The organism is Micromonospora sp. NPDC085948 (genome assembly GCF_040686315.1).
Classification (GTDB): domain Bacteria; phylum Actinomycetota; class Actinomycetes; order Mycobacteriales; family Micromonosporaceae; genus Micromonospora.
Genome location: NZ_JBFBJW010000004.1, coordinates 216,903 through 237,233, shown reverse-complemented (window position 1 = coordinate 237,233; position 20,331 = coordinate 216,903). Strand labels below are relative to the sequence as shown.

Annotated in this window: 18 protein-coding genes and 2 tRNA genes; 8 read left to right on the top strand and 12 right to left on the bottom strand. The window is 68.7% G+C overall.

The genetic code is table 11. From position 1 onward, the window contains the following. Positions 1-167 precede the first annotated feature (167 nt). The 3 genes from AB0O48_RS13555 to AB0O48_RS13545 all read left to right on the top strand — a co-directional run bounded on the left by AB0O48_RS13555 (position 168) and on the right by AB0O48_RS13545 (position 3,016). Complete coding sequence (locus tag AB0O48_RS13555; RefSeq protein ID WP_357243035.1) at positions 168-581, top strand: contact-dependent growth inhibition system immunity protein; 414 nt, start codon at positions 168-170, stop codon at positions 579-581. A gap of 950 nt (positions 582-1,531) precedes the next feature. Continuing rightward, complete coding sequence (locus AB0O48_RS13550) at positions 1,532-2,071, top strand: hypothetical protein (protein ID WP_357243032.1); 540 nt, start codon at positions 1,532-1,534, stop codon at positions 2,069-2,071. 81 nt (positions 2,072-2,152) lie between these two features. Next, positions 2,153-3,016 (top strand): alpha/beta hydrolase, encoded by an 864-nt coding sequence (locus tag AB0O48_RS13545; protein ID WP_357571609.1) that lies wholly within the window; start codon positions 2,153-2,155, stop codon positions 3,014-3,016. A gap of 237 nt (positions 3,017-3,253) precedes the next feature. Here AB0O48_RS13545 and AB0O48_RS13540 read toward each other — a convergent pair. The 6 genes from AB0O48_RS13540 to gyrB form a co-directional block, all read right to left on the bottom strand. Beyond that, positions 3,254-3,329, bottom strand: a tRNA-Ala gene (locus AB0O48_RS13540). A 30-nt stretch (positions 3,330-3,359) separates the two neighbouring features. Further along, positions 3,360-3,488, bottom strand: coding sequence for a DLW-39 family protein (locus tag AB0O48_RS13535; protein WP_357243027.1), 129 nt, complete (start codon positions 3,486-3,488; stop codon positions 3,360-3,362). Positions 3,489-3,532: 44 nt separating this feature from the next. Then, a tRNA-Ile gene (locus tag AB0O48_RS13530) sits at positions 3,533-3,606 on the bottom strand. A 151-nt stretch (positions 3,607-3,757) separates the two neighbouring features. Then, complete coding sequence (locus AB0O48_RS13525) at positions 3,758-4,663, bottom strand: DUF3566 domain-containing protein (protein ID WP_357243024.1); 906 nt, start codon at positions 4,661-4,663, stop codon at positions 3,758-3,760. A gap of 4 nt (positions 4,664-4,667) precedes the next feature. Further along, entirely contained in the window at positions 4,668-8,387 is a 3,720-nt protein-coding gene (gyrA, locus tag AB0O48_RS13520) for an intein-containing DNA gyrase subunit A (RefSeq protein ID WP_365065896.1), read from the bottom strand. 193 nt (positions 8,388-8,580) lie between these two features. Continuing rightward, positions 8,581-10,527 carry a DNA topoisomerase (ATP-hydrolyzing) subunit B gene (gene gyrB, locus AB0O48_RS13515; RefSeq protein WP_357243021.1) on the bottom strand — a complete coding sequence of 649 codons (1,947 nt, stop codon included), beginning with the start codon at positions 10,525-10,527 and terminating at the stop codon, positions 8,581-8,583. A 521-nt stretch (positions 10,528-11,048) separates the two neighbouring features. Here gyrB and AB0O48_RS13510 point away from each other — a divergent pair. After that, the gene (locus tag AB0O48_RS13510) at positions 11,049-11,603 is read left to right on the top strand and encodes a hypothetical protein (RefSeq protein ID WP_357243018.1); all 555 of its coding nucleotides are present in this window, start codon (positions 11,049-11,051) and stop codon (positions 11,601-11,603) included. Here AB0O48_RS13510 and AB0O48_RS13505 read toward each other — a convergent pair. Beyond that, positions 11,588-12,076, bottom strand: coding sequence for a MarR family transcriptional regulator (locus AB0O48_RS13505; protein WP_357243015.1), 489 nt, complete (start codon positions 12,074-12,076; stop codon positions 11,588-11,590). The two genes, AB0O48_RS13510 and AB0O48_RS13505, sit on opposite strands and share 16 nt — an antisense overlap. Positions 12,077-12,194: 118 nt before the next feature. Here AB0O48_RS13505 and AB0O48_RS13500 point away from each other — a divergent pair, with 118 nt between their 5' ends. Then, positions 12,195-12,419, top strand: a complete 225-nt coding sequence (locus AB0O48_RS13500; RefSeq protein WP_357243012.1) for a hypothetical protein — start codon at positions 12,195-12,197, stop codon at positions 12,417-12,419. Positions 12,420-12,429: 10 nt separating this feature from the next. Here the strand turns inward: AB0O48_RS13500 and AB0O48_RS13495 are convergent, their stop codons facing one another. The 5 genes from AB0O48_RS13495 to dnaA form a co-directional block, all read right to left on the bottom strand. After that, positions 12,430-12,966, bottom strand: a complete 537-nt coding sequence (locus AB0O48_RS13495; protein WP_365065894.1) for a DciA family protein — start codon at positions 12,964-12,966, stop codon at positions 12,430-12,432. A gap of 61 nt (positions 12,967-13,027) precedes the next feature. Beyond that, positions 13,028-14,161, bottom strand: a complete 1,134-nt coding sequence (gene recF / locus AB0O48_RS13490; protein WP_365065451.1) for a DNA replication/repair protein RecF — start codon at positions 14,159-14,161, stop codon at positions 13,028-13,030. Between the two features lie 16 nt (positions 14,162-14,177). Then, positions 14,178-15,050: a phosphogluconate dehydrogenase (NAD(+)-dependent, decarboxylating) gene (gnd, locus tag AB0O48_RS13485; protein ID WP_357571608.1), complete on the bottom strand. Its 873-nt coding sequence runs from the start codon at positions 15,048-15,050 to the stop codon at positions 14,178-14,180. A 40-nt stretch (positions 15,051-15,090) separates the two neighbouring features. Next, on the bottom strand, positions 15,091-16,224 hold the full coding sequence (gene dnaN, locus AB0O48_RS13480) for a DNA polymerase III subunit beta (protein WP_357243002.1): 1,134 nt from the start codon (positions 16,222-16,224) through the stop codon (positions 15,091-15,093). Positions 16,225-16,996: 772 nt separating this feature from the next. Then, positions 16,997-18,826, bottom strand: a complete 1,830-nt coding sequence (gene dnaA, locus AB0O48_RS13475) for a chromosomal replication initiator protein DnaA (protein ID WP_365065446.1) — start codon at positions 18,824-18,826, stop codon at positions 16,997-16,999. Between the two features lie 630 nt (positions 18,827-19,456). On the opposite strand from dnaA, the gene rpmH reads away from it, so the two are divergent. The 3 genes from rpmH to yidD are packed head-to-tail and all read left to right on the top strand — an operon-like array spanning position 19,457 to position 20,331. After that, entirely contained in the window at positions 19,457-19,594 is a 138-nt protein-coding gene (rpmH, locus tag AB0O48_RS13470; RefSeq protein ID WP_007453904.1) for a 50S ribosomal protein L34, read from the top strand. Positions 19,595-19,627: 33 nt separating this feature from the next. After that, positions 19,628-20,044, top strand: a complete 417-nt coding sequence (rnpA, locus tag AB0O48_RS13465) for a ribonuclease P protein component (protein ID WP_357571606.1) — start codon at positions 19,628-19,630, stop codon at positions 20,042-20,044. Beyond that, the gene (gene yidD / locus AB0O48_RS13460; RefSeq protein ID WP_357242993.1) at positions 20,041-20,331 is read left to right on the top strand and encodes a membrane protein insertion efficiency factor YidD; all 291 of its coding nucleotides are present in this window, start codon (positions 20,041-20,043) and stop codon (positions 20,329-20,331) included. The genes rnpA and yidD overlap by 4 nt, the downstream gene beginning before the upstream one ends.

The window sequence follows — 20,331 nt, the reverse complement described above, 5'->3', positions numbered from 1 at the left end:
GGCGGCCACCTTCGGCCACCTCTCGTCTCCTCTACGAACGACTCGTTCCGGATTCGACGCCCCACCGGAAAGATTTCGCCGGATCCTCGTCGGCCAGCGGCGACCCGTGGACGGCCGCCAACCTTCCGGCCGGCCCAGGGTGCCGGGTGCGAACTACCCTGACCGCCATGACGACCATCGAGCAGCTTGAACGGGACGTGCGGCCGGACCTCGGCCCGGACGCCACGTCTCTGACGAGACGGTGCACGGAGCTGCGACGCACGCCGTTGACCGAGTTCACGGTCGAAGACCTGCGCATCATGCTCGGGCAAGAGATTGGCGTACCCGCACTGCTGCCTCTCGCGATACAGGTCCTGCTCCGCGATCCGTTGGCCGAGGGAGATTATTACCCAGGTGACCTGCTCGCCAACGTGCTGCGGCTACCCGACACGGCCTGGTCGGACCTGCGACCGGAGCGGAAGCGGCTGGAGTCTGTTCTGACTGAGCTCATTGCCGGTACCCCGTCGTCCGCCCCTGACCATGAGCCTCGCGACCTGGACCGGCCTCTTCGCGACGCGATCGTACGGTTCCTTGGTCGATGAGAGCGGATCTCAGCGTCGGCCTGTCGTCAGGCGGTCCAGCCCCAGAGGAGGGTCGCCGGCGCGACGACGACGGGACATCGCTCGGGTTCGGCAGTTGGTATCGACGCTGGCTGACAGCGGCCGAAGGCCAGGTGTCACGCGGCGTCCGCGCTTAGCACGCTGACCCGCTAGCTCGACCCTCCCAACCCGCTCCTGGTCGTGTTGGGGGCAGTTAACGAAGTGGAGCAGGAAGGGGGACATCTCCCTTGAGCGCCTTCTCGGCCAGCTCCATACGAGCCGGGTGGAGGACGTTGTCCTGTAGAGGGTTCCTGGGCGCGCTGATACAGCGCTGACCTGGGGAGACGCCGCAGACGGGGCACTGGAGAAAGAGCCCACTTGAGGGCACTAGCTCAACACCTTGAGAAAGCGCGGCCCTGCCGATCTTGACGATCGACTCGTACAACTGTGGATCGCGATGCCGGGCGGCAGCACTGGCTACTTCCCGCATCCCTTCCCAGAACCGTTCGGCAGCCCTCGGCTCGTTCACGTCGATGCGCACCACTGTGCCTCCCCGCCGTCGGACCTCAGGAACCTTGGCATGACCCCGGCTTGTTGAAGGGCAACAGACCTCAAACCTCAGCCCCCGCCCGGACTACCCGCGATGCCCACCCGTATGCAACCGACCGCCCTTCGGGAGGCGGGCCACCGGCCCGCTTCGTCGTCAAGCGAACTTCGATGCCTCCGGGTGACCGGCGACGAGTCGAGGGTGAGGGTTGGCGGCGCGTTTTGCCCGTCGCGGGCCGCCTTGAAGACGTACGGACCCCTTGGTCGACATCACCTCCGGCGACCTGTCCGGTCTCGTGACCTGCGTGACCGATCGGTGTCAGGACCTGCCTGACGAACCGCCGTATGCTGCTCGGCGAATGTCATGACGCCGGGCGCTGGCTGATGCGCGGCAGCGAAGGGGTCTCGTGAGCTACGACCTTGAGTGGACTGACCTACCCGAACCTGCTGCCACTGCCCGCTCGCGCTTCGAAGCGTGCTCTGAGCTGCGGGACCTGTGCGTGCACGCTCCTCCATGCCTGCACGAGTACGAGACGCTTGCGGCTGCATATCAGTTCCATCTGAACATCGCCGGCATGGGCCTCTGCCGCGACGGTATGCGCCGAACCGGCATGACCTACCACGGAGCCCCGCAGCCCTTCCCCGCCTGGCCGTTCCAGGGCATCGACGACTGGCAGTCTGCTGATCAGAGTCGGCGCGACGCGTACAACGAGGCCGAACGGGCGGCGTCGGCCCAGACGGTCCCTGGAATGCTTGGTATCCCAGAGTTCAAGCTGACGAGCAATGGTCCCTGGCTGGTTGGAGCGAGGGAGATCGACGAAGCGCTCGACTGCTATCAGGCTTCGTCGCCGAGCGTCCGTGCAGAGTTGGATGGGGATGACCTGTGGGCGGCCTGGCTTGACTGGTTGAGAGAGACCGTCAGCCACGGGGGTTTCACCGTACGGTGACGAGGGCTTGGCTGTGCGGATGGCCGTATGACGGGCGCCGATGATCCTCACGATGCTCGAGCTGGTGGCGTGGTACTTCCGATGGTCCTGGTGCAGGATGCAGCGGTGAAGTCGATCTATCGGACTCCTGCGGGCAGGGACAGCATTCGCCAGTGGTGCGAGGAGCAGTTGAGTGCGTGGCCGGTCCGACACGATCGACGCATGATTCGCGCCAAAGGCGAAGACACACACGTATTCACCGCTGGCGGAGGCCCACTGACTGTCGTATTCGTCGCTGAGGACCGCTTCAGCACGGCCGCCTACCTGCCGTTGCTCACAACCTTGGCTCAGCGGTACCGGGTGGTCGCTGCCGACGTTCCGGGCCAGCCTGGATTGAGTTCCGGTGAAGCGGATGCCGCCGGCGGCCGGCTCACCTGGTACGGCTCCTGGCTGGAAGAGGTCATCGAGAAATCCACAAGCGGGCCGGTCGTGGTGTTCGGGCATTCGTTCGGCGGCGCTGTCGCGCTCACGGCAGATCATTCGCGGATTCACGGCAAGGTCGCGGTGGCTCCTGGAGGGCTGTGCCGACTCAGGGTCACTCCCCGTGTCTTGTTGGCGTTCCTGAGCTGGCTGGTACGGCCACGATCTGCTTCGAGTCTTCGTCTGCTGCGAATCCTGTCTGCTACCGGCCGAGCGCCCCGCGCAGACCTGGTGGAGTGGATGACGTTGGTCGCCCGACACACCCGTCCGGTGAGTTCCGATGATCTCGTCCCGCCGGTAACGCGCACGGTGCCGGTCGTGATCGCTAGCGGAGACCAGGACGTGTTCTTGCCGCCGAACCGATTGCGATCAGGGGCACAACAGCGGCTCCATGTTGACCCTGACATTATTTTCAGCGCCGGCCACTTGGTCACCGATGAGCATCCCGATCAGCTCGCCGCCATGGTCGGCCGACTAGTCAACTAAGGCTCAAGCACCTCGCGCGCCGGGCACGTGGCGGTAGGCGCTGACAGTGCCGTGGTCGACGCCTCGTCGGATCGACGGGAGCGGAAACGGAAGTACGTCGACCAAGAGCGAGCGGAAGCGGTCCACAGCGGGACGAGCTGCGGCACGCCTTCGCCTCGCTCCTACTCGATCAGGGCGAGGAGGGGACGACAGGACCGCGTGGCTGCCCTCAGGACCGAGATCAACCGGGGGAAGTGCTGGTGGAGCCCAGGGGACTCGAACCCCTAACCCCTGCCTTGCAAAGGCAGTGCTCTGCCAGTTGAGCTAGGGCCCCGTGGACGACCGCTTGTCGCCGCCTCAGAGGTCAGCGCAGGTCGGGTGCGGTGGTCGCCTCGTGCCAGAGGGCACGCTCGTCGCTCGAGGCCTTGATCTTGTTGTACACGACGGCGGCCACGCCGACGACGCCAGCCAGAATCAGCAGCTTCTTGAACATTGGGGCGACCCCTCGTGCTCGACTAACGTCGGACGACCGTGCGGTGGGGCTAGATGGAATCGAACCATCGACCTCAGAGTTATCAGCTCTGCGCTCTAACCGACTGAGCTATAGCCCCGCGTTGCGACGAGCAAGATTAACCCATCCGCTGCGCCGGCCCCAAATCGGGGTCCGCGCCCACGAGCCGGGCCGTCGTCACCTGCCAAAACCTACCCGAGTACGGGACGCCGGAGCGACCGCGTTTCGCGGTGCCCCGGCGTCCCGGTCGCTCAGTCCCGCTCGGCGAGCGTCAGCTCGATCCCGCCGACCAGGTCGGCGCAGACGTTGTAGACGAACGCTCCCAGCGTGGCCAGCGCGGTGAACAGCACCACGTTGACCAGACCGATCAGCGCCGAGCTGAGGATCACGCCCTTGGCGGTGATCTGGAAGCCGCTGGTGCTCTGCCCACCGCCGGCGTTGACCAGGTCGCTCAGGCTCTCGTTGACGCTCTTGAACACACCCATCGCGTCCAGCGCGAGGTAGAGCACCGAGGTGGCGACCACCACGACGATGAAGAGCACCACCGAGACGGCGAACGCGAACTTCATCACCGACCACGGGTCGATCCGCTTCAGGTTCAGCCGAGCCCGGCGGGGTCCTCGGGACGCAGCCGAGCTGACCGACGTACGTGCCGCGCGTACCGCGTCACCGACACGGGCGGCCCCGACGGCCGACGCGTTGCCGATGCCCGGCGGCAGGCCACCGCCGCTGACCGGGCGGCCGCCAGCGGAGGTACGCGCACCGTCCGACGGCGGCTGGGTCATGCCGGGTGTGATCCGCGGCTGGGTGCCGGTGGCCCCGGTCGACGCGGCCTGGCCGGGCCGGACGTTGATCGGCTGGGTGGTCGCCGGTCGGGCCGAGGGTGTCGCCGAACCCGAGGGTGTGGCGGCAGACGTCGGCGCCTCGGCTCCGGACGCCTCGGTCTTGTCACCCTTGCCAGCGTCATCGCTGGTCGGCTCAGGCGGGGGTGTCATGCCCGGGGCCCTGGTGAATTTCGGGGCAGGCGCGTCGGCGGGGACCGTCGCCCGGCCTACGGCCGCGCGGCCGGTCGCTGGTGTGCCGCCCTTGGCGGCCTCCTCGTCGACCGGGTTGGCCGAGGTCCCCGTGTTCCCCGACTTCGCCTGTGTCTCCGTCATTCAACTAGTCCTGTTCGTCAGGCTCGTCGGCATTGCGAGCAATCGCCACGATAGTCACGCCGTCCGGGAGGTCCATCAGCTTGACCCCCATTGTGTTCCGGTCACGCGTACGGCGTACAGGCTTCACCGGAGTCCGGATGACACCACCGTTGCTGGTGATCGCGAACAGCTCGTCGTCCGGATCGATCACCACCGCGCCGACCAGACCACCGCGCCGTTCGGTGATCTTTGCAGTCAACACGCCCTTACCTCCCCGGCCCTGCACCGGGTATTCCTCGATCGGGGTCCGCTTCGCGTATCCCCCGTTCGTGGCCACCAGAACGTCCAGACCCTCCCGAACGACCTCCATGGCCAGCAGGACGTCGTCGTCCGTGAAGCGCATGCCGATCACCCCCGAGGTGGCTCGGCCCATCGGCCGCAACGCCTCGTCCGAGGCGTTGAACCGGATCGCCTGCGCCTTCTTGGAGACCAGCAGCAGGTCGTTCTCCGGCGCAACCAACGCAGCACCGACCAGCTCGTCCTCATCGCGCAGGTTGATCGCGATGATGCCGCCGGAACGGTTGGAGTCGAACTCCTCGAGCCGCGTCTTCTTCACCAGGCCGTTCTTCGTGGCCAGTACCAGATAGGGGGCTACCTGGTAGTTCGGGATCTCAATGATCTGCGCTATCTGCTCGTCGGGTTGGAAGGCAAGCAGGTTGGCCACGTGTTGGCCCTTGGCTACCCTACTGGCCTCCGGCAACTCGTACGCCTTGGCCCGGTACACACGGCCCTTGTTCGTCAGGAACAGGATCCAGTCGTGGGTCGAGCAGACGAAGAAGTGGCTGACGATGTCGTCCTGCCGCAGCGTAGCGCCACTGACGCCCTTACCCCCGCGTCGCTGCGAGCGGTAGAGATCGACCTTGGTGCGCTTGGCGTACCCGGTCCGGGTGATCGTGACGACCACATCCTCGCGGGCGATGAGGTCCTCCATCGAGACCTCACCGTCGAACGGGATGATCTGCGTCCGGCGGTCGTCGCCCCACTTGGCGACGATCTCGCCGAGCTCCTCGGAGACGATCTTCCGCTGCCGCTCCGGCTTGGCCAGGATGTCCTTGAAGTCGGCGATCTCGATCTCGAGCTTGGCCAGGTCGTCCACGATCCGCTGCCGCTCCAACGCGGCGAGACGGCGCAGCTGCATGTCCAGGATGGCGGTCGCCTGGATCTCGTCGATCTCCAGCAGCCGGATCAGGCCCTGCCGGGCGTCGTCCACGGTCGGCGACCGCCGGATCAGCGCGATCACCTCGTCCAGCGCGTCCAGCGCCTTGCCCAGACCGCGCAGGATGTGCGCCCGCTCCTCGGCCTTGCGCAGCCGGAACGCGGTCCGCCGACGGATCACCTCGATCTGGTGCTCGACGTAGTAGCGGATGAACTGGGCCAGGTTGAGCGTGCGCGGCACCCCGTCGACCAGGGCCAGCATGTTGGCGCCGAAGGTCTCCTGGAGCTGGGTGTGCTTGTAGAGGTTGTTCAGCACGACCTTCGCGACCGCGTCGCGCTTGAGCACCAGCACGATCCGCATACCGGTACGGCCGGAGGACTCGTCGCGGATGTCGGCGATCCCGGCGAGCTTGCCCTCCTTGATCAGCTCGGCGATCCGCTCGGCCAGGTTGTCCGGGTTGACCTGGTAGGGCAGCTCGCTGACGACCAGGCAGGGACGGCCGCGCTTGTCCTCCTCGACCTCCACCACGGCGCGCATCCGGATCGAGCCACGACCCGTGCGGTACGCGTCCTGGATCGCGGTCTGGCCGACGATGAGGCCGTAGGTCGGGAAGTCCGGACCCTTGACGATGCCGAGCAGGGCTTCGAGGGTGGTCTCCTCGTCCTCCTCGGGATTGTCGAGGCACCACTGCACCGCCGTGCCGATCTCCCGCAGGTTGTGCGGCGGGATCTTGGTGGCCATGCCGACCGCGATGCCCTCGGAGCCGTTCACCAGCAGGTTGGGGATCCGCGACGGCAGGATCGTGGGCTCCTTGGCCCGGCCGTCGTAGTTGTCCTGGAGGTCGACGGTGTCCTCGTCGATGTCCCGCAGCATCTCCATGGCCAGCGGGTCGAGCTTGCACTCCGTGTTGTGGCTGACAAACCCGTCCGAGACGAACGAGTGGTCGTCGGTGTCGACCCGGACGCTGTAGACCGGCTGCACACCGGCATCCGTGATCTCCGCCACCTCGGCGTAGTAGAACCGACCGTCGACCAACGGCTCGACCACGTCGAGCACCTCGGTGTTGCTGATCCGGGCGGCGATCTCGTCGCGGTCCCGCTCCCACCGCTCCACCCGGTCGACGTTGTGCCGGCGAAGCCAGTCCCGCTCGGTCCAGCGCTGCGCGCCGTGCTCGCGGATGAACTCACCGACCAGCGGTACGTGGTCGCTGGAGAGCGCGGTGCTGCTCGCCGGCACCTGGGCCAGCTCCGCCTCCAGCTTGGCCTGCTTGCGGCCGAGGAAGCCGACGTGCGCGGCGAAGATCCGGGCGTCGCGGCGGTTGGTGACGACGACCTTGATCTCGCCGTCGTCGTAGCGGGTCTGCCGGCTGATCACGCCGAACTCCAGCAGCAACTGCTGGACCTCGCGGGCCAACCGCTGACTGCGCGTGGAGTACGAGACCTGGATCGTGTTGCGCGGCAGCAGCGAGGACGAGCCGTCGCCCTCGAAGAGCGCCTGGAGGAAGGCCCGCTTGACCGCGGCCGGCCCCTGCCAGACGAACTCGGGGACGAACTTCGCGGCGCTGCGGGCGCCCAGCAGGTCACCGAGGAGGCTCTTGCGCAGCGCGCTGAGGTCCTGCACGTCGAGTTCGTGCAGAGTGCTGCCGGAGGCGATGACCCGCTCGCTGACGTAACGAGGGCCGCCCACCGCCAGGTCGTAGGCCGCGAGGACGCGGACGAAGAAATCCCGGTCCACGTTGTTGAACCCGGCCCGCCCAGGGGAGACCAAGCCCTCGCTGACAAACGCGCCGGCGAGGACCGCCGCCTCGACGTGCTCCAGCATCGGGTAGCCGATCTCGTCCGGCACCGAACGCTGGAGCACCACCCGGTCGCCCGGGGAGATCTCGGCGAGCAGCTTCCACAGCAGGGTCGGCACACCGGCCACGTCCACCAGGCAGAGCACCGGGTGGTTGTGGGTGCCGGTCAGCTCGTACCCCTCGCGGGTACGCAGCCGCAGCGTCGGGTGCTCGCCCGAGTGGAAGAACTTCGATGCGCGAACCAGGTCGCCGTTGCGGTCGCGGACCTTGAGGTCGACGTCGGTCTCGCTGGACGGCTCCGCGCCCGGCACGACGTCGGCGATCCGCACGCTGCCCTCGGCGGTACGAATACGGACATCTGCCGTGACGCAGTAACGCATCGCGGCGGCCGGGTCGTTTCCGGGCGAGCCGAAGTTGCCGTTGCCGTCGACCAGCGGGTAGCGCAGCGACCAGGGCTGCGCCATCCGGACCAGCGCGTCGTAGATCGCCGAGTCGCCGTGCGGGTGGAACTGGCCCATCACGTCGCCGACGACCCGGGAGCACTTCACGTAGCCGCGGTCCGGGCGGTAGCCGGAGTCGAACATCGCGTAGAGGATCTTGCGGTGGACCGGCTTGAGGCCGTCCCGGACGTCCGGCAGCGCACGCCCGACGATGACGCTCATCGCGTAGTCGAGGTAGGAGCGCTGCATCTCCACCTCGAGCCCGACCGGTTCGATCCGGTCGTGTGCGACCACGGCGGCGATGGCCTCGGCGGGGACCTCGGGCTCGTTCGGTGTGGACTCGGGAGAATCGGTCACTGTATACCCTTATCAGACTCAGAGTCGTTTTCGTGCTGTGGATAACCGCTGTGGATACCGGCCAAGCTGTGGATAACTCTGTGGACCGCCGGATCGGCCGGGCACTGCCCGGCCGATCCACCGCAGTCCGTCAGATATCCAGGAACCGCACGTCCTTGGCGTTGCGCTGAATGAACGACCGGCGCGCCTCGACGTCCTCACCCATCAGCACACTGAACAACTCGTCGGCGGTCGCCGCGTCGTCGAGAGTGACCTGACGCAGGGTACGCGTTGCCGGGTTCATCGTGGTTTCCCACAGCTCGGGATAGTTCATCTCGCCGAGGCCCTTGAAGCGCTGGATGTCGTCCGGCTTGGCGTTCGGCTTCTTCTGCTGGCGCAGCACGATCAGACCGTCCCGCTCGCGGTCGGAGTACGCGTACTGGGCGTCGTCGCCCTTCTTGTTCCACTTGATCTTGTAGAGCGGCGGGGCGGCCAGGTAGACGTGCCCCATCTCGACAAGCGGACGCATGAAGCGGAACAGCAGGGTGAGCAGCAGCGTCTGGATGTGCTGGCCGTCGACGTCCGCGTCGGCCATCAGCACCACCTTGTGGTACCGCAGCTTCTCCATGTCGAAGTCGTCGTGGATGCCGGTGCCCAGCGCGGTGATCAGCGCCTGGACCTCGTTGTTCTTCAGCACCCGGTCGATCCGGGCCTTCTCCACGTTGAGGATCTTGCCGCGGATCGGCAGGATCGCCTGGGTCCGTGGGTCGCGGCCCTGCTTGGCCGAGCCGCCGGCCGAGTCACCCTCGACGATGAACACCTCGGACTCGCGCGGGTCGGTCGACTGGCAGTCGGCCAGCTTGCCCGGCATCGAGCCGGACTCCAGCAGCGACTTGCGTCGGGCCAGCTTGCGCGCCTGCTGCGCGGCGATCCGCGCCCGGGCCGCCTGGGACGCCTTCGTGATGATCATCTTGGCCTCGGCCGGGTTGCGGTCGAACCAGTCGACCAGCCGGTCGTTGCAGACCCGCTGCACGAAGCTCTTCACCGGGGTGTTGCCCAGCTTGGTCTTGGTCTGCCCCTCGAACTGCGGGTTGGCCAGCTTGACCGAGATGATCGCCGCGAGCCCTTCGCGGATGTCCTCGCCGGAGAGCTTCTCGTCGCCCTTGAGCAGCTTCTTGTCGGTGCCGTACCGGTTGACCACGCTGGTCAGCGCGGACCGGAAGCCCTCCTCGTGGGTGCCGCCCTCGTGGGTGTTGATCGTGTTGGCGAAGGTGTAGACCGACTCGCCGTACGACTCGTTCCACTGCATGGCGATCTCGAGGGACATGCCCTCCTCTTCGGCCTCGAACTCGACCACGGTCTTGTGGATCGGGCTCTTCGAGGCGTTGAGGTGCCGGACGAAGTCCGCGATGCCGCCCTCGTAGTAGAAGGTGACCTCGCGCTGCCGGCCGTCCTCCTCCTCGGCCACCCGCTCGTCGAGCAGGTGGATGCGCAGGGCGCGGTTGAGGAAGGCCATCTCCTGCAGGCGCCGGTAGATGGTCTGGAAGTCGAAGTCGACGGTTTCGAAGACGTCGGGGTCGGGCCAGAAGGAGACCGCCGAGCCGGTGCTGTCGGTGGTCTCGCCCTTCTCCAGCGGGCTCGGCTTGGAGTTGGTGTAGTGCTGCCGCCACACGTTGCCGGACTTGTGGATCTCGACGAACATCTTGGTGGAGAGCGCGTTCACGACGGATACACCGACGCCGTGCAGACCGCCGGAGACCGCGTACGCCTTGCCGTCGAACTTGCCACCCGCGTGCAGGATGGTCAACGCGACCTCGACACCGGGCTTCTTGAGCTTCGGGTGAAGGTCGACCGGGAACCCACGGCCGTTGTCGGTGACCCGGACGCCGCCGTCGGCGAGCAGCACCACGTCGATGGTGTCGCAGTATCCGGCGAGGGCCTCGTCGACCGCGTTGTCGACGACCTCCCAGACGAGGTGGTGCAGACCGCGCTCGCCGGTGGACCCGATGTACATACCGGGCCGCTTGCGAACTGCCTCCAGCCCTTCGAGAACGGTGATCGACTCTGCGCCGTACTCCTGCTTGTCCTGCGCTGCCACCCTCGGCCACTTTCTCGCGTCAGCCGCGCCGGTAGGGCGCGGCGGGCGCGGGTTCGGCGGACAGGACGCGACGTCGGCGCGTGGACCGGTGCCGGAGACCTCCGGACAGCGGGTCGAACGCGCCGGTCGCCGCGGTTGCCCGCGGATCGCGATCGGCTCAACCCGACGTGGAGAATGAACCTGGGGCCACCGGCCCCGTCCCTCTCCCGCACCGGGTCTTCGTCTCGCTGTCAATCCTACTGTGCGCGGGGGACAGAACCACCACTCGGCACCCTCAGAGAGGCGGCTGAGAAGTCCGTAGCCGGCAGAACCCCGTTGCCCGCGACTCCCCCCACACGCCAGGGTCCGATCGCACGCGCCGTCCCCGAACGGGTTGACCCGCGCTCGGGCGGGTCGGGGGTCGCGGCCGAAGCCCCCGTGCCGTACGTTTGCGGCGCTCCGGAACCAGGCTTGATCTTTACCGGCCGGAACCGGGACGATCGACCCGATCGACCCGACACGTGCTCTCTAAGAGGTGACAGATGGGGCTGGACAACGTCGCGGTGCACTGGCCGCGGACCGGCCGCTTCTATGATCCGGTCGCGCCGGCCGAGTTCGTCGACTTCGGCGAGATCGTTGATCTGCCACGGATCTCCGCGCCGACGGCGGCGCTGGCCGAGCTGATCGCGAAGACCGGCACCATCCGGGCCACGGCGTACACCGAGTTGGTGGATCTGCTCCTCGGCCTGGAAGGTGTGTTGTACGCCACAGATGCCGCCGCCGAGGACGAGGACCCGGTGATCGACCCGGACGGCTGCGCCTGGATCGCCAGCGGCATCGAGCGGTTCGTGGCCGGGCACCGCCCGCACGGTGAGGTGGTCACCTTCGAGTCGGTGAGTACGGTGCTGCGCTCGCTGCTCGGCGACGGCAGATTGGCCGAGCAGCAGCTGCGGTGGCTGGAGAGCCGCCTCGACGCGCTGCGCGACGAGCGCGGCGACCCGCCGCAGTGGAACTTCACCTGCGCCGAGATGGGCGTGCTCGCCGCTTTCTACCGGCGCTGCGCGGAGCGCGGGTTCGCCGTCTACGCCGACGTCTGACCCGCCGCGTCGGCCTCCGAGGCGGCCGGTCGGTTGGCGGCGGCGATCACCTGGGTGAGCACCGCGTGCAGGTGTTGCAGGTCCTCGACCGGCAGCCCGAGCCGCTGCACGATCGCGGCCGGGATCAGCTCCGCCTGGCTCCGCAGGGCGGCGCCGCTGGCGGTGAGCGTGACGGCGAGGCTGCGCTCGTCGCCGGGGTCGCGTTCGCGGCGCAGGTAGCCGGCCGCTTCGAGCCGCTTGAGCAGGGGTGAGAGTGTGCCCGGGTCGAGCTGCAACAGTCGGCTGAGGTCGCGACCGGACAGCGGGGCGTGCTGCCAGAGCGCCAGCATCACCAGGTACTGCGGGTGGGTCAGCCCCATCGGTTCCAGCAGCGGCCGGTAGACGGCCACCACGCTGCGCGCGGCCACCGACAGGGCGAAGCAGACCTGCTGCTCCAGCGCCAACGGGTCGTCGCGATCCGGTCGATCGCTCATCGGTTGCTCGTACCAGCCACGGTGACTACTCTACCGATCATTGGTGTACCAATCATTGGTGCCCCAACCATCTGCTCGTGGAACGGGCGGACGGACACGCGGCGGGAGAGGGCGGAAGATGAGCGAGGACGGTGCGGTCACCAGGGCGCCAGGCGAGGGCGGCCGACTCCTGAGCTGGGCCTTCCGGCACCTCGCCGGCCCGGCCGAGGGTGTCCAGGGTGCGGTTCAGGGCGGTTCGACCGAGGCTCGCGAGGCGTGGAAACGCGACCTGGCCGAACGCAAGCGCTACACCCGGGAACAGCGCGAACGCAGGCGAGCGGCCCGCGAGGCAGGAAAGGGCTGAGGAGCCCGACTCAGCCGTACGTGTCGCGGGGCCCCCGGCCGCGTACCCGGCGCGGCCCCTTGCCCCAGGAGGGCGCGGCCGGGCCATGGATGTGCAGCTTGCGCACCACGTTGTGGCCGACCTCGCTGGCGATCTGCTTGAGCAGCGAGCCGGCGAGCAGACGCAGTTGCGTCGCCCACGCGGTCGAGCGTGCCTCCACCGTCAGCTCGCCGTTCTCCAGTTTGACCGGGCGACTGTGCTGGGCGACCTCCGCGCCGACGACTCGCTCCCAGGCGCCGAACACGGTGGCCTCGGCCGCCGGCTGCTGCCAGCCCCGCGCCTTCACCAGCCGGTTCAGCACCGCGCTGAGCGGCTGCGGGTCGCGCGGGTCGGGGCCGGGGCCGGAGTAACCGCGCAACCGCCGTCCCGACCCGCCGGCCGCGTCGCCGCCCGCACCGCCAGGGGTACGCCGGGCGCGGGCCGCCGCCTGCCGCCGGGACAGCGCCGCGTCGAGCACCGCCCGAGCCAGCTCCGGACCGCTGGCCTCCGCACCGCCCGCCGCTTCCACCCCCGGGGTACGCGCGCCAGCGGCGTCGCCCTTACCGGCCTCCGGTCGCTTGGGGCGTGGCTCATCCGACACGGCGTACCGTCCCTTCGCCGACCTGGTAGCGGGCACCGCGCAGAGCGGCTGGCACATCATCGTCCACCGCGCAGGTGACGAGCAGTTGACTCGCCCCGCCGACCAGCTCCGCCAGTCGCTCCCGACGGCCGGTGTCCAGCTCCGCGAAGACGTCGTCGAGCACCAGCACCGGCTCGATACCGTCGGCGCGCAGCAGGTCGTACCCGGCCAGCCGCAGCGCGAGCGCGAACGACCACGACTCGCCGTGGCTGGCGTACCCCTTGGCGGGCAGCGGGCCGAGAGTCAGCGCCAGCTCGTCCCGGTGCGGACCGACCAGGGTGGTGCCCCGTTCGATCTCGGCGGAGCGGGACGCGGCCAGTGCGGTGGTCAGCGCGTCGGTCAGCGCGGCCCGGTCGGTGGTCGGCTCGGCCAGCTCGATCGAGGGTCGGTAGGCGATGCTCGCCGCGCCCCGGCCGGCGGCCACCGCGTCGTACGCCTTGGCGACGTGCGGGGTGAGCGCGGCCACGAGTTCCAGTCGGCCGGCGAGCAGCTCCGCGCCGTGCTGGGCCAGGTGGGTGTCCCAGACGGCGAGGGTGCCGAGGTCACCGCCTCGCGACCCGCCGGTCTTGCGAGCCAGGTACGCGGTACGCAGCAGGGCGTTGCGCTGCTTGACGACCCGCTCGTAGTCGGCCCGCACTCCCGCGTACCGGGGCTGCCTGTTGACCAGCAGGTCGTCCAGGTAGCGGCGGCGCTCGGACGGGTCTCCCCGGACCAGCTCGAGGTCTTCCGGGGCGAAGAGCACGAGTCGCAGGGCACCGAGCACGTCCCTCGCCCGCCGCGCCGGTGAGCGGCCCAGCCGTGCCCGGTTGGCCTTGCCGGGCACGATCTCCAACTCGACCAGCAGCTCCCGGCCGTCGTGCACCACCGCACAGCGGATGACCGCGGCGGCGGCGCCCATCCGGACCAGCGGCGCGTCGGTGGCGACCCGGTGTGAGTCCAGGGTCGCCACGTAGCCCAGCGCCTCGACGAGATTGGTCTTGCCGACGCCGTTGGGGCCGGTCAGGACGTTCGCCCCCGGCTGGAGGTCGACGGCCACCCGCTCGTACGAGCGGAAGTCGACAAGTTCCAGCCGGTGGACATACACAGGTTGTGGATACCGCTCAGCGCTTGTGGACGGCGTGGCCACCGAACTGCTGACGCAGCGCGGAGACGGCCTTCATGGTGGGCGAGTCGTCCTGCCGCGAGGTGAACCGGGCGAACAGCGAGGCGGTGATGACGTTGAGCGGCACCCCCAGCCGGACCGCCTCGTCGACGGTCCACCGGCCCTCGCCGGTGTCCTCGGTGTAGCCGCTCAGATCGGCCAGCTCCGGGTCCTCGTCGAGCGCCCGGTCCAGCAGATCGAGCAGCCAGGAACGGACGACGGTGCCCTCCCGCCAGGACTTGATGACGCCCGGCACGTTGGTCACCAACTCCGAGGCCGCCATCAGCTCGTAGCCCTCGGCGTAGGCGTGCATCAGGCCGTACTCGATGCCGTTGTGCACCATCTTCGAGTAGTGCCCGGCGCCGACCGGCCCGGCGTGCACGAAGCCGAACTCTCCCTCCGGCTTGAGCGCGCTGAAGATCGGCATCAGCCGGTCCACGTGCTCCTGGGCGCCGCCGACCATCAACCCGTAGCCGTTCTGCCGACCCCAGACGCCGCCGGAGACGCCGACGTCGATGTAGCCGATGCCCCGCTCGTTGAGCCGCTCGGCCCGGGGTGCGTCGTCGCTGAAGCGCGAGTTGCCGCCGTCGATGATGATGTCGCCCTCGCCGAGCACCTCGGCCAGTTCGTCGATGGTGGCGTCGGTGACACCGGCGGGCACCATGACCCAGACCGCGCGGGGCGACTCGAGCTTCTCAGCCAGGCCCGCGAGGGTCGTTACGTCGCTGATCTGCGCATTGTGGTCGAAGCCGACAACGTCGTGACCAGCGGTGCGCAACCGCTCCCGCATGTTGCCGCCCATACGGCCGAGTCCTACAAGGCCGAGCTGCATGTGTTTCTACCTCCGTGGATCTGGGTGTTGCTGGGCGCGATCAGCGCGAGACGCGGATCGGCATGATGAGGTACCGGTACCCCGGAATGACCTCTCCATCCTCGCCGGCGGGCGAGATCACCGCGGGCTTGAAGGCGTCGACGAACGAGAGCACGGCGGTCTGCGAGCCGAGGTTGGCCAGGCCGTCGATGAGGTACTGCGGGTTGAACCCGATGGTCAGCGCGTCACCGGTGAAGGTGGCCTCCATCGCCTCGCTGGCTCGTGCCTCCTCGGAACCGCCGGCCTCGACCACCAGACCGTCCGCGCTGAAGCTCAGCAGCACCGGAGTGGTCCGCTCGGCGACGAGCGCGACCCGCTTGACCACCTCGATGAGGGTGCTCACCGAAACCCGGGCGGCGGCGTTGTGGGTGGCCGGGAAGAGCGAACGCACCGGCGGGTAGTTGGCGCCGTCGAGCAGGCGGCTGGTGGTACGCCGGGTGCCGCCGGCCAGACCGACCATTCCCTCGCCGGCAGCGCCCTGGGCGAGGGCGAGGGTGACCTCGCCGCCCAGCGGGCCGAGAGCCTTGGCGGTGTCGTTCAGGGTGCGGGCCGGCACCAGGGCGTTGATGCTGACCTCGGGGTCGTCCGGCTGCCACTGGATCTCGCGCAGCGCCAGCCGGTATCGGTCGGTGGCGAGCATCGACAGCGTGTTGCCGGAGAGCTCGACGCGGACGCCGGTCATCATCGGCAGCGTCTCGTCCCGACCGGCGGCGATGGCCACCTGGGAAACCGCGGTGGCGAACGCTGCCGCGTCGACAGTGCCGGCGCTCTGCGGCATCTCGGGCAGCGCGGGGTAGTCCTCCACCGGCATGGTGGGCAGGGTGAACCGGGCGCTGCCACAGACCAGCTCAAGGTGCGCGCCGACCGCGGCGATGTCCACCGGCTTGGCCGGCAACGCCTTGGTGATCTCGGCGAGCAGGCGGCCGGAGACGAGCGCGGCGCCGTCGGCGTCGCCCTGCACCTCGACGGTCACCTGGCTGGAGACCTCGTAGTCGAACCCGGAAACCCGCAGGTTGCCGTCGGTGACCCGGAGCATCACCCCGGCGAGCACCGGTACGGATGGCCGGTTGGGCAGGCTCTTCGCGGTCCACGCCACGGCCTCGGCGAGCGCGTCGCGCTCCACTCGGAACTTCATCAATGCCTCCGCGTCGACGTCAGCGACAACTCTCTCATGCCGACCGCTGCCTACCGTCCCGCCCGACCGTGCGGGTACCCATCGCACCTTAGGGCGCGGGGGTATCGGCTGTGCGCCCGACCCCATGGTTCGTGTCGGTGCTGACCTGTCGATCGGGCAGCGTTCGGCACGATCCACAGAAAGCCCAACGGTGATGATTGGTTTTTGTTCTCTTAGAAGAGATAACTCATCGTCTTCATCGCACCTGTGCAAACTGTGGAAAACCCGAGTCTGCGCAGCTCAGACACCTTATCTACAGGTGAATTGGCTGTGGAGAACCGGGGGTACAACCGGCCTGCCTGTCCACAGGCCGATCTCGGCGCTCGGTTGTCCACCGTTGTCCACCGGTTGTCCACCGGTAATCCACCGACTTTCTCCCCAAGCCTGTGGATGACGATGAAGATCACCATTGCCGTCATCCCCAGAACCTTCAACAGCTCGTACACAGGTGGACGGTTGTCGGTGGATAACTCGACGGTTGTCCCCAGGCGTCCACAGCTCCGTACACAGGGTTTCTCCACAGCCTGTGGGTAACCGGCGAGGGACGGACCGTAGTTATCCACCGACGGTGGACAACGAGCTGTGGACAACGAGTGGGAGTCGAGGCGGTCACGGCCTCAATGTGTGGCCTACACCATGTCGAGAGTCCAGCCCCAGGCCCGAAAAAACGCCCGACCGGAGACCCGGTCGGGCGTTTCCTGGGCCGCGTGCCGCCGCGACGGCGGCGTACGCCTCAGCTGTTCTGCTTGATCCGGTTGGTCAGCTCGGCGATCTGGTTGTAGAGCGAGCGACGCTCCGCCATCTGCTGACGGATCTTCCGGTCGGCGTGCATGACCGTGGTGTGGTCCCGGCCGCCGAAGGCCTGCCCGATCCGGGGCAGCGACAGCTCGGTCAGCTCCCGACACAGGTACATGGCCACCTGGCGGGCGTTGACCAGCACCCGGGACCTGGACTGACCGCGCAGGTCCTCCAGACTCACCCCGAAGTAGTCAGCGGTCGAGGCCATGATCTGGTCGGCGTTGATCTCCGGCCCGGCGCCGTCGGGCATGAAGTCCCGGAGCACCTCCTCGGCCAGGGACAGCTCGACTGTCGACCGGGTCAGGCTGGCGAACGCCGTCACCCGGATCAGCGCGCCCTCCAGTTCCCGGATCGAGTTCGACACCCGGGAGGCGATGAACTCCAACACGTCCGGCGGGGCGTACATCCGCTCCTGCGCCGCCTTCTTCTGCAGGATCGCGATCCGTGTCTCCAGGTCCGGTGGCTGGATGTCGGCGAGCAGTCCCCACTCGAACCGGGTTCGCATCCGGTCCTCCAGCGTGGCGAGCTGACGCGGCGACCGGTCGGAGGTGATCACGATCTGCTTGTTGGCGTTGTGCAGGGTGTTGAAGGTGTGGAAGAACTCCTCCTGCGTACGCTCGCGGTTCTCCAGGAACTGGATGTCGTCGATCAACAAGATGTCGACGTCGCGGTAGCGCCGCTGGAACGCGCTGGTCTTGTCGTCCCGGAGCGAGTTGATGAAGTCGTTGGTGAACTCCTCGGTCGAGACGTACCGGACCGAGCGGGCGTTGCCGAGCGTCGTGGCGTAGTGCCCGATGGCGTGCAGCAGGTGCGTCTTGCCCAGCCCGGAGTGCCCGTAGATGAACAGCGGGTTGTACGCCTTCGCCGGTGACTCCGCCACCGCCACGCTCGCCGCGTGGGCGAACCGGTTGGACGACCCGATGACGAACGTCTCGAACATGTACTTCGGGTTGAGTCGGTTGCCGCCGGTGTCGGCGCCGGGCAGCCGGCGGTCGTCGCGGCCACCCGCCCGGTGGTCCACTCCGCTGCGCCCCGGGCCGCTGTCCGTGCCGCCGTCGCGGGGCATCGCGCGGATCACGTGCTGGTCGCGCGGCGACCCCGGATCTTCCCGGTAGCGCGGCTCGTAGGGCCGGGTGTCCGGGCCGGGTGGGTCGAGGCGACCGGCCTGCTCGTCGTAGCCACGCCGGTCCGCTCCCGGTCGGGACGACCGCATCGGCTCCGCGAAGGAGGCGCTGAACAACGCCTCCTGCCCGTCCCTGCTGGCGGGGATCATCCCGGGACGATGCGAGTCGACGCTCGGCGCGAGCGGCGGACCCGTGGGTGCGGGTGGCGCGACCGGCTCGGGCGTACGCGGCGCGTGTGACTGCTCGGGGATCATCGTGTCGGCGTGCGCTCGTGCGCCGTGGTCGGTGTCGAAGGGCGCGGCAGTCGGACCCTCGACCTCGAACGGGCTGGGCTCCGGGGCGCTGCGGTAGACGGTGCCGGCCGGTCGGCCCGTGGCATCCTCGGCCACCCGAACGGTGACCGCCACCTGGATCGGCCGGCCGAGCCGGCGAGTGAGGGCCTCGGTGATCGCCGGGCGCAGCCGTGACTCGATCACGTCACGGGTGAACGCGTCCGGCACGGAGAGCAGCGCGGTGTCCTCGACGATCGCCCGCAGCCGGGTCAGTCGGAGGTAGGCGCGCTGCTGAGCAGAGATGATCTCGTCGGCAAGCTCGTCGGTCGCCGCTAACCACACTGCGGCAAGGTCGGTCGTACCGGCCACCGTCGTGCCACCCCCTCGCCTCTGCTCCCGGCCGCCGCTGTCTGCCAGCCGGCCGTCCCGGGCCCGCCGCGTTCGCGGGTGGAACAACACCCCACCCGGACGATCGACCGGTGGTCATCCACAAGTTATCCACAGCCTGTGTACCGACCGATTGTGGCCGCTGCCGGACTCGGGTGGGACCTGCCCCCTGCCTGACCGGGCGCTGAAGCGGGTTCACCGTGCCGAACGATTCACTACCTTGTCCGGTCTTGCCTGTGCGACGACCGGAGCTTCCGACGCTCACCGCAATCGGGCACGGTAACAGCGTTGTCCCTGCGCCATCAACCGGCGACGCGGCGGCACCCTTCTCGGCATCAGCGAAAACCACCCTCCTGCCCCGGGCGCGTCCTGTTGGCCGCTCCTCGGGGTGTTTGACGGTCATTGCCCCCCTGCGTAGGCTGGAACGGCTGCTTTCTCGCCCTCTGCTAGGGTGATGGGTGCTTGCTGTCCGCGGTCGCATGCCCCGCGTCGTCGAGGTCTCGCCCCGCCGGACAGCACCGATCGGGGGCCACCGTCGAGGTGGCCTGGACACCACCACACGACCCCGGCGATCCCGTCGCGCGGGGCGCGTACGAAAACGGAGAGCCTGACGTGAGCAAGCGCACCTACCAGCCGAACAACCGCCGGCGCGCGAAGACCCACGGCTTCCGGCTGCGCATGCGCACCCGTGCCGGCCGTGCCATCCTCTCGAGCCGTCGCGCCAAGGGTCGCACCACCCTGTCGGCCTGAGCCGACCGGGCCGGTCAGGGGACGTGGGCAGTCGTGCTGGCCGCCGCGCAGCGACTGCGGCGCAGCACTGACTTCGCCGCAGCGGTTCGCGGTGGCCGACGCGCCGGACGTGGCGCCGTCGTGGTCCACCTGACCGTGCCGGTGCTCGCCGACCCCAACCTTTCGACCTCGTCGGAGCCGGTGCGGGACGACAGTGCGGAGCAGTCATCCGCGTCGCCCCGCGCCGGCTTCGTCGTGTCCAAGGCCGTCGGCAACGCGGTGATCCGTAACCGGGTCAAGCGTCGGCTGCGGGCACTGGTCCAGGACCGGTTGACCGCCCTGCCCGCCGGCAGCACGCTTGTCGTCCGGGCGCTGCCCGCAGCGGCAGAGGCGTCGTATCCCCGCCTCGCCACCGACCTGGATGCCGCCATCGCGGTCGCCCGGTCCCCCCGCGAGCGGCGGTCCCGATGACCGGTGCCGAGAAGACCAGTCCACGCGCGTCGACAACCGGTGCCAAGGTGCTGATCGCGCCCATCATCGCGTACCGTCGGTGGATAAGTCCGGCGTTGCCGGCCCGCTGTCGGTTCTACCCGTCGTGCAGCGCGTACGCCCAGGAGGCGGTCGCTCGGCACGGCGCGCTCCGGGGAGCCGCGCTGGCGGTCCGGCGGCTGTTGCGCTGCCACCCCTTCCACCCTGGTGGGTATGACCCGGTGCCGGAGCCGGGCGGCCGCCGTCGTGCTGATGTGACTGGAGCCTGA

What these genes read in the sequence shown, in the direction of transcription:
- AB0O48_RS13555 (WP_357243035.1), top strand. Translation starts at nt 168, where the DNA reads ATGACGACCATCGAGCAGCTTGAACGGGACGTGCGGCCGGACCTCGGC.
- AB0O48_RS13545 (WP_357571609.1), top strand. Translation starts at nt 2,153, where the DNA reads ATGGTCCTGGTGCAGGATGCAGCGGTGAAGTCGATCTATCGGACTCCT.
- AB0O48_RS13535 (WP_357243027.1), bottom strand. Translation starts at nt 3,488, where the DNA reads ATGTTCAAGAAGCTGCTGATTCTGGCTGGCGTCGTCGGCGTGGCCGCC.
- AB0O48_RS13525 (WP_357243024.1), bottom strand. Translation starts at nt 4,663, where the DNA reads ATGACGGAGACACAGGCGAAGTCGGGGAACACGGGGACCTCGGCCAAC.
- AB0O48_RS13510 (WP_357243018.1), top strand. Translation starts at nt 11,049, where the DNA reads ATGGGGCTGGACAACGTCGCGGTGCACTGGCCGCGGACCGGCCGCTTC.
- AB0O48_RS13505 (WP_357243015.1), bottom strand. Translation starts at nt 12,076, where the DNA reads ATGAGCGATCGACCGGATCGCGACGACCCGTTGGCGCTGGAGCAGCAG.
- AB0O48_RS13500 (WP_357243012.1), top strand. Translation starts at nt 12,195, where the DNA reads ATGAGCGAGGACGGTGCGGTCACCAGGGCGCCAGGCGAGGGCGGCCGA.
- gnd (WP_357571608.1), bottom strand. Translation starts at nt 15,050, where the DNA reads ATGCAGCTCGGCCTTGTAGGACTCGGCCGTATGGGCGGCAACATGCGG.
- dnaN (WP_357243002.1), bottom strand. Translation starts at nt 16,224, where the DNA reads ATGAAGTTCCGAGTGGAGCGCGACGCGCTCGCCGAGGCCGTGGCGTGG.
- yidD (WP_357242993.1), top strand. Translation starts at nt 20,041, where the DNA reads ATGACCGGTGCCGAGAAGACCAGTCCACGCGCGTCGACAACCGGTGCC.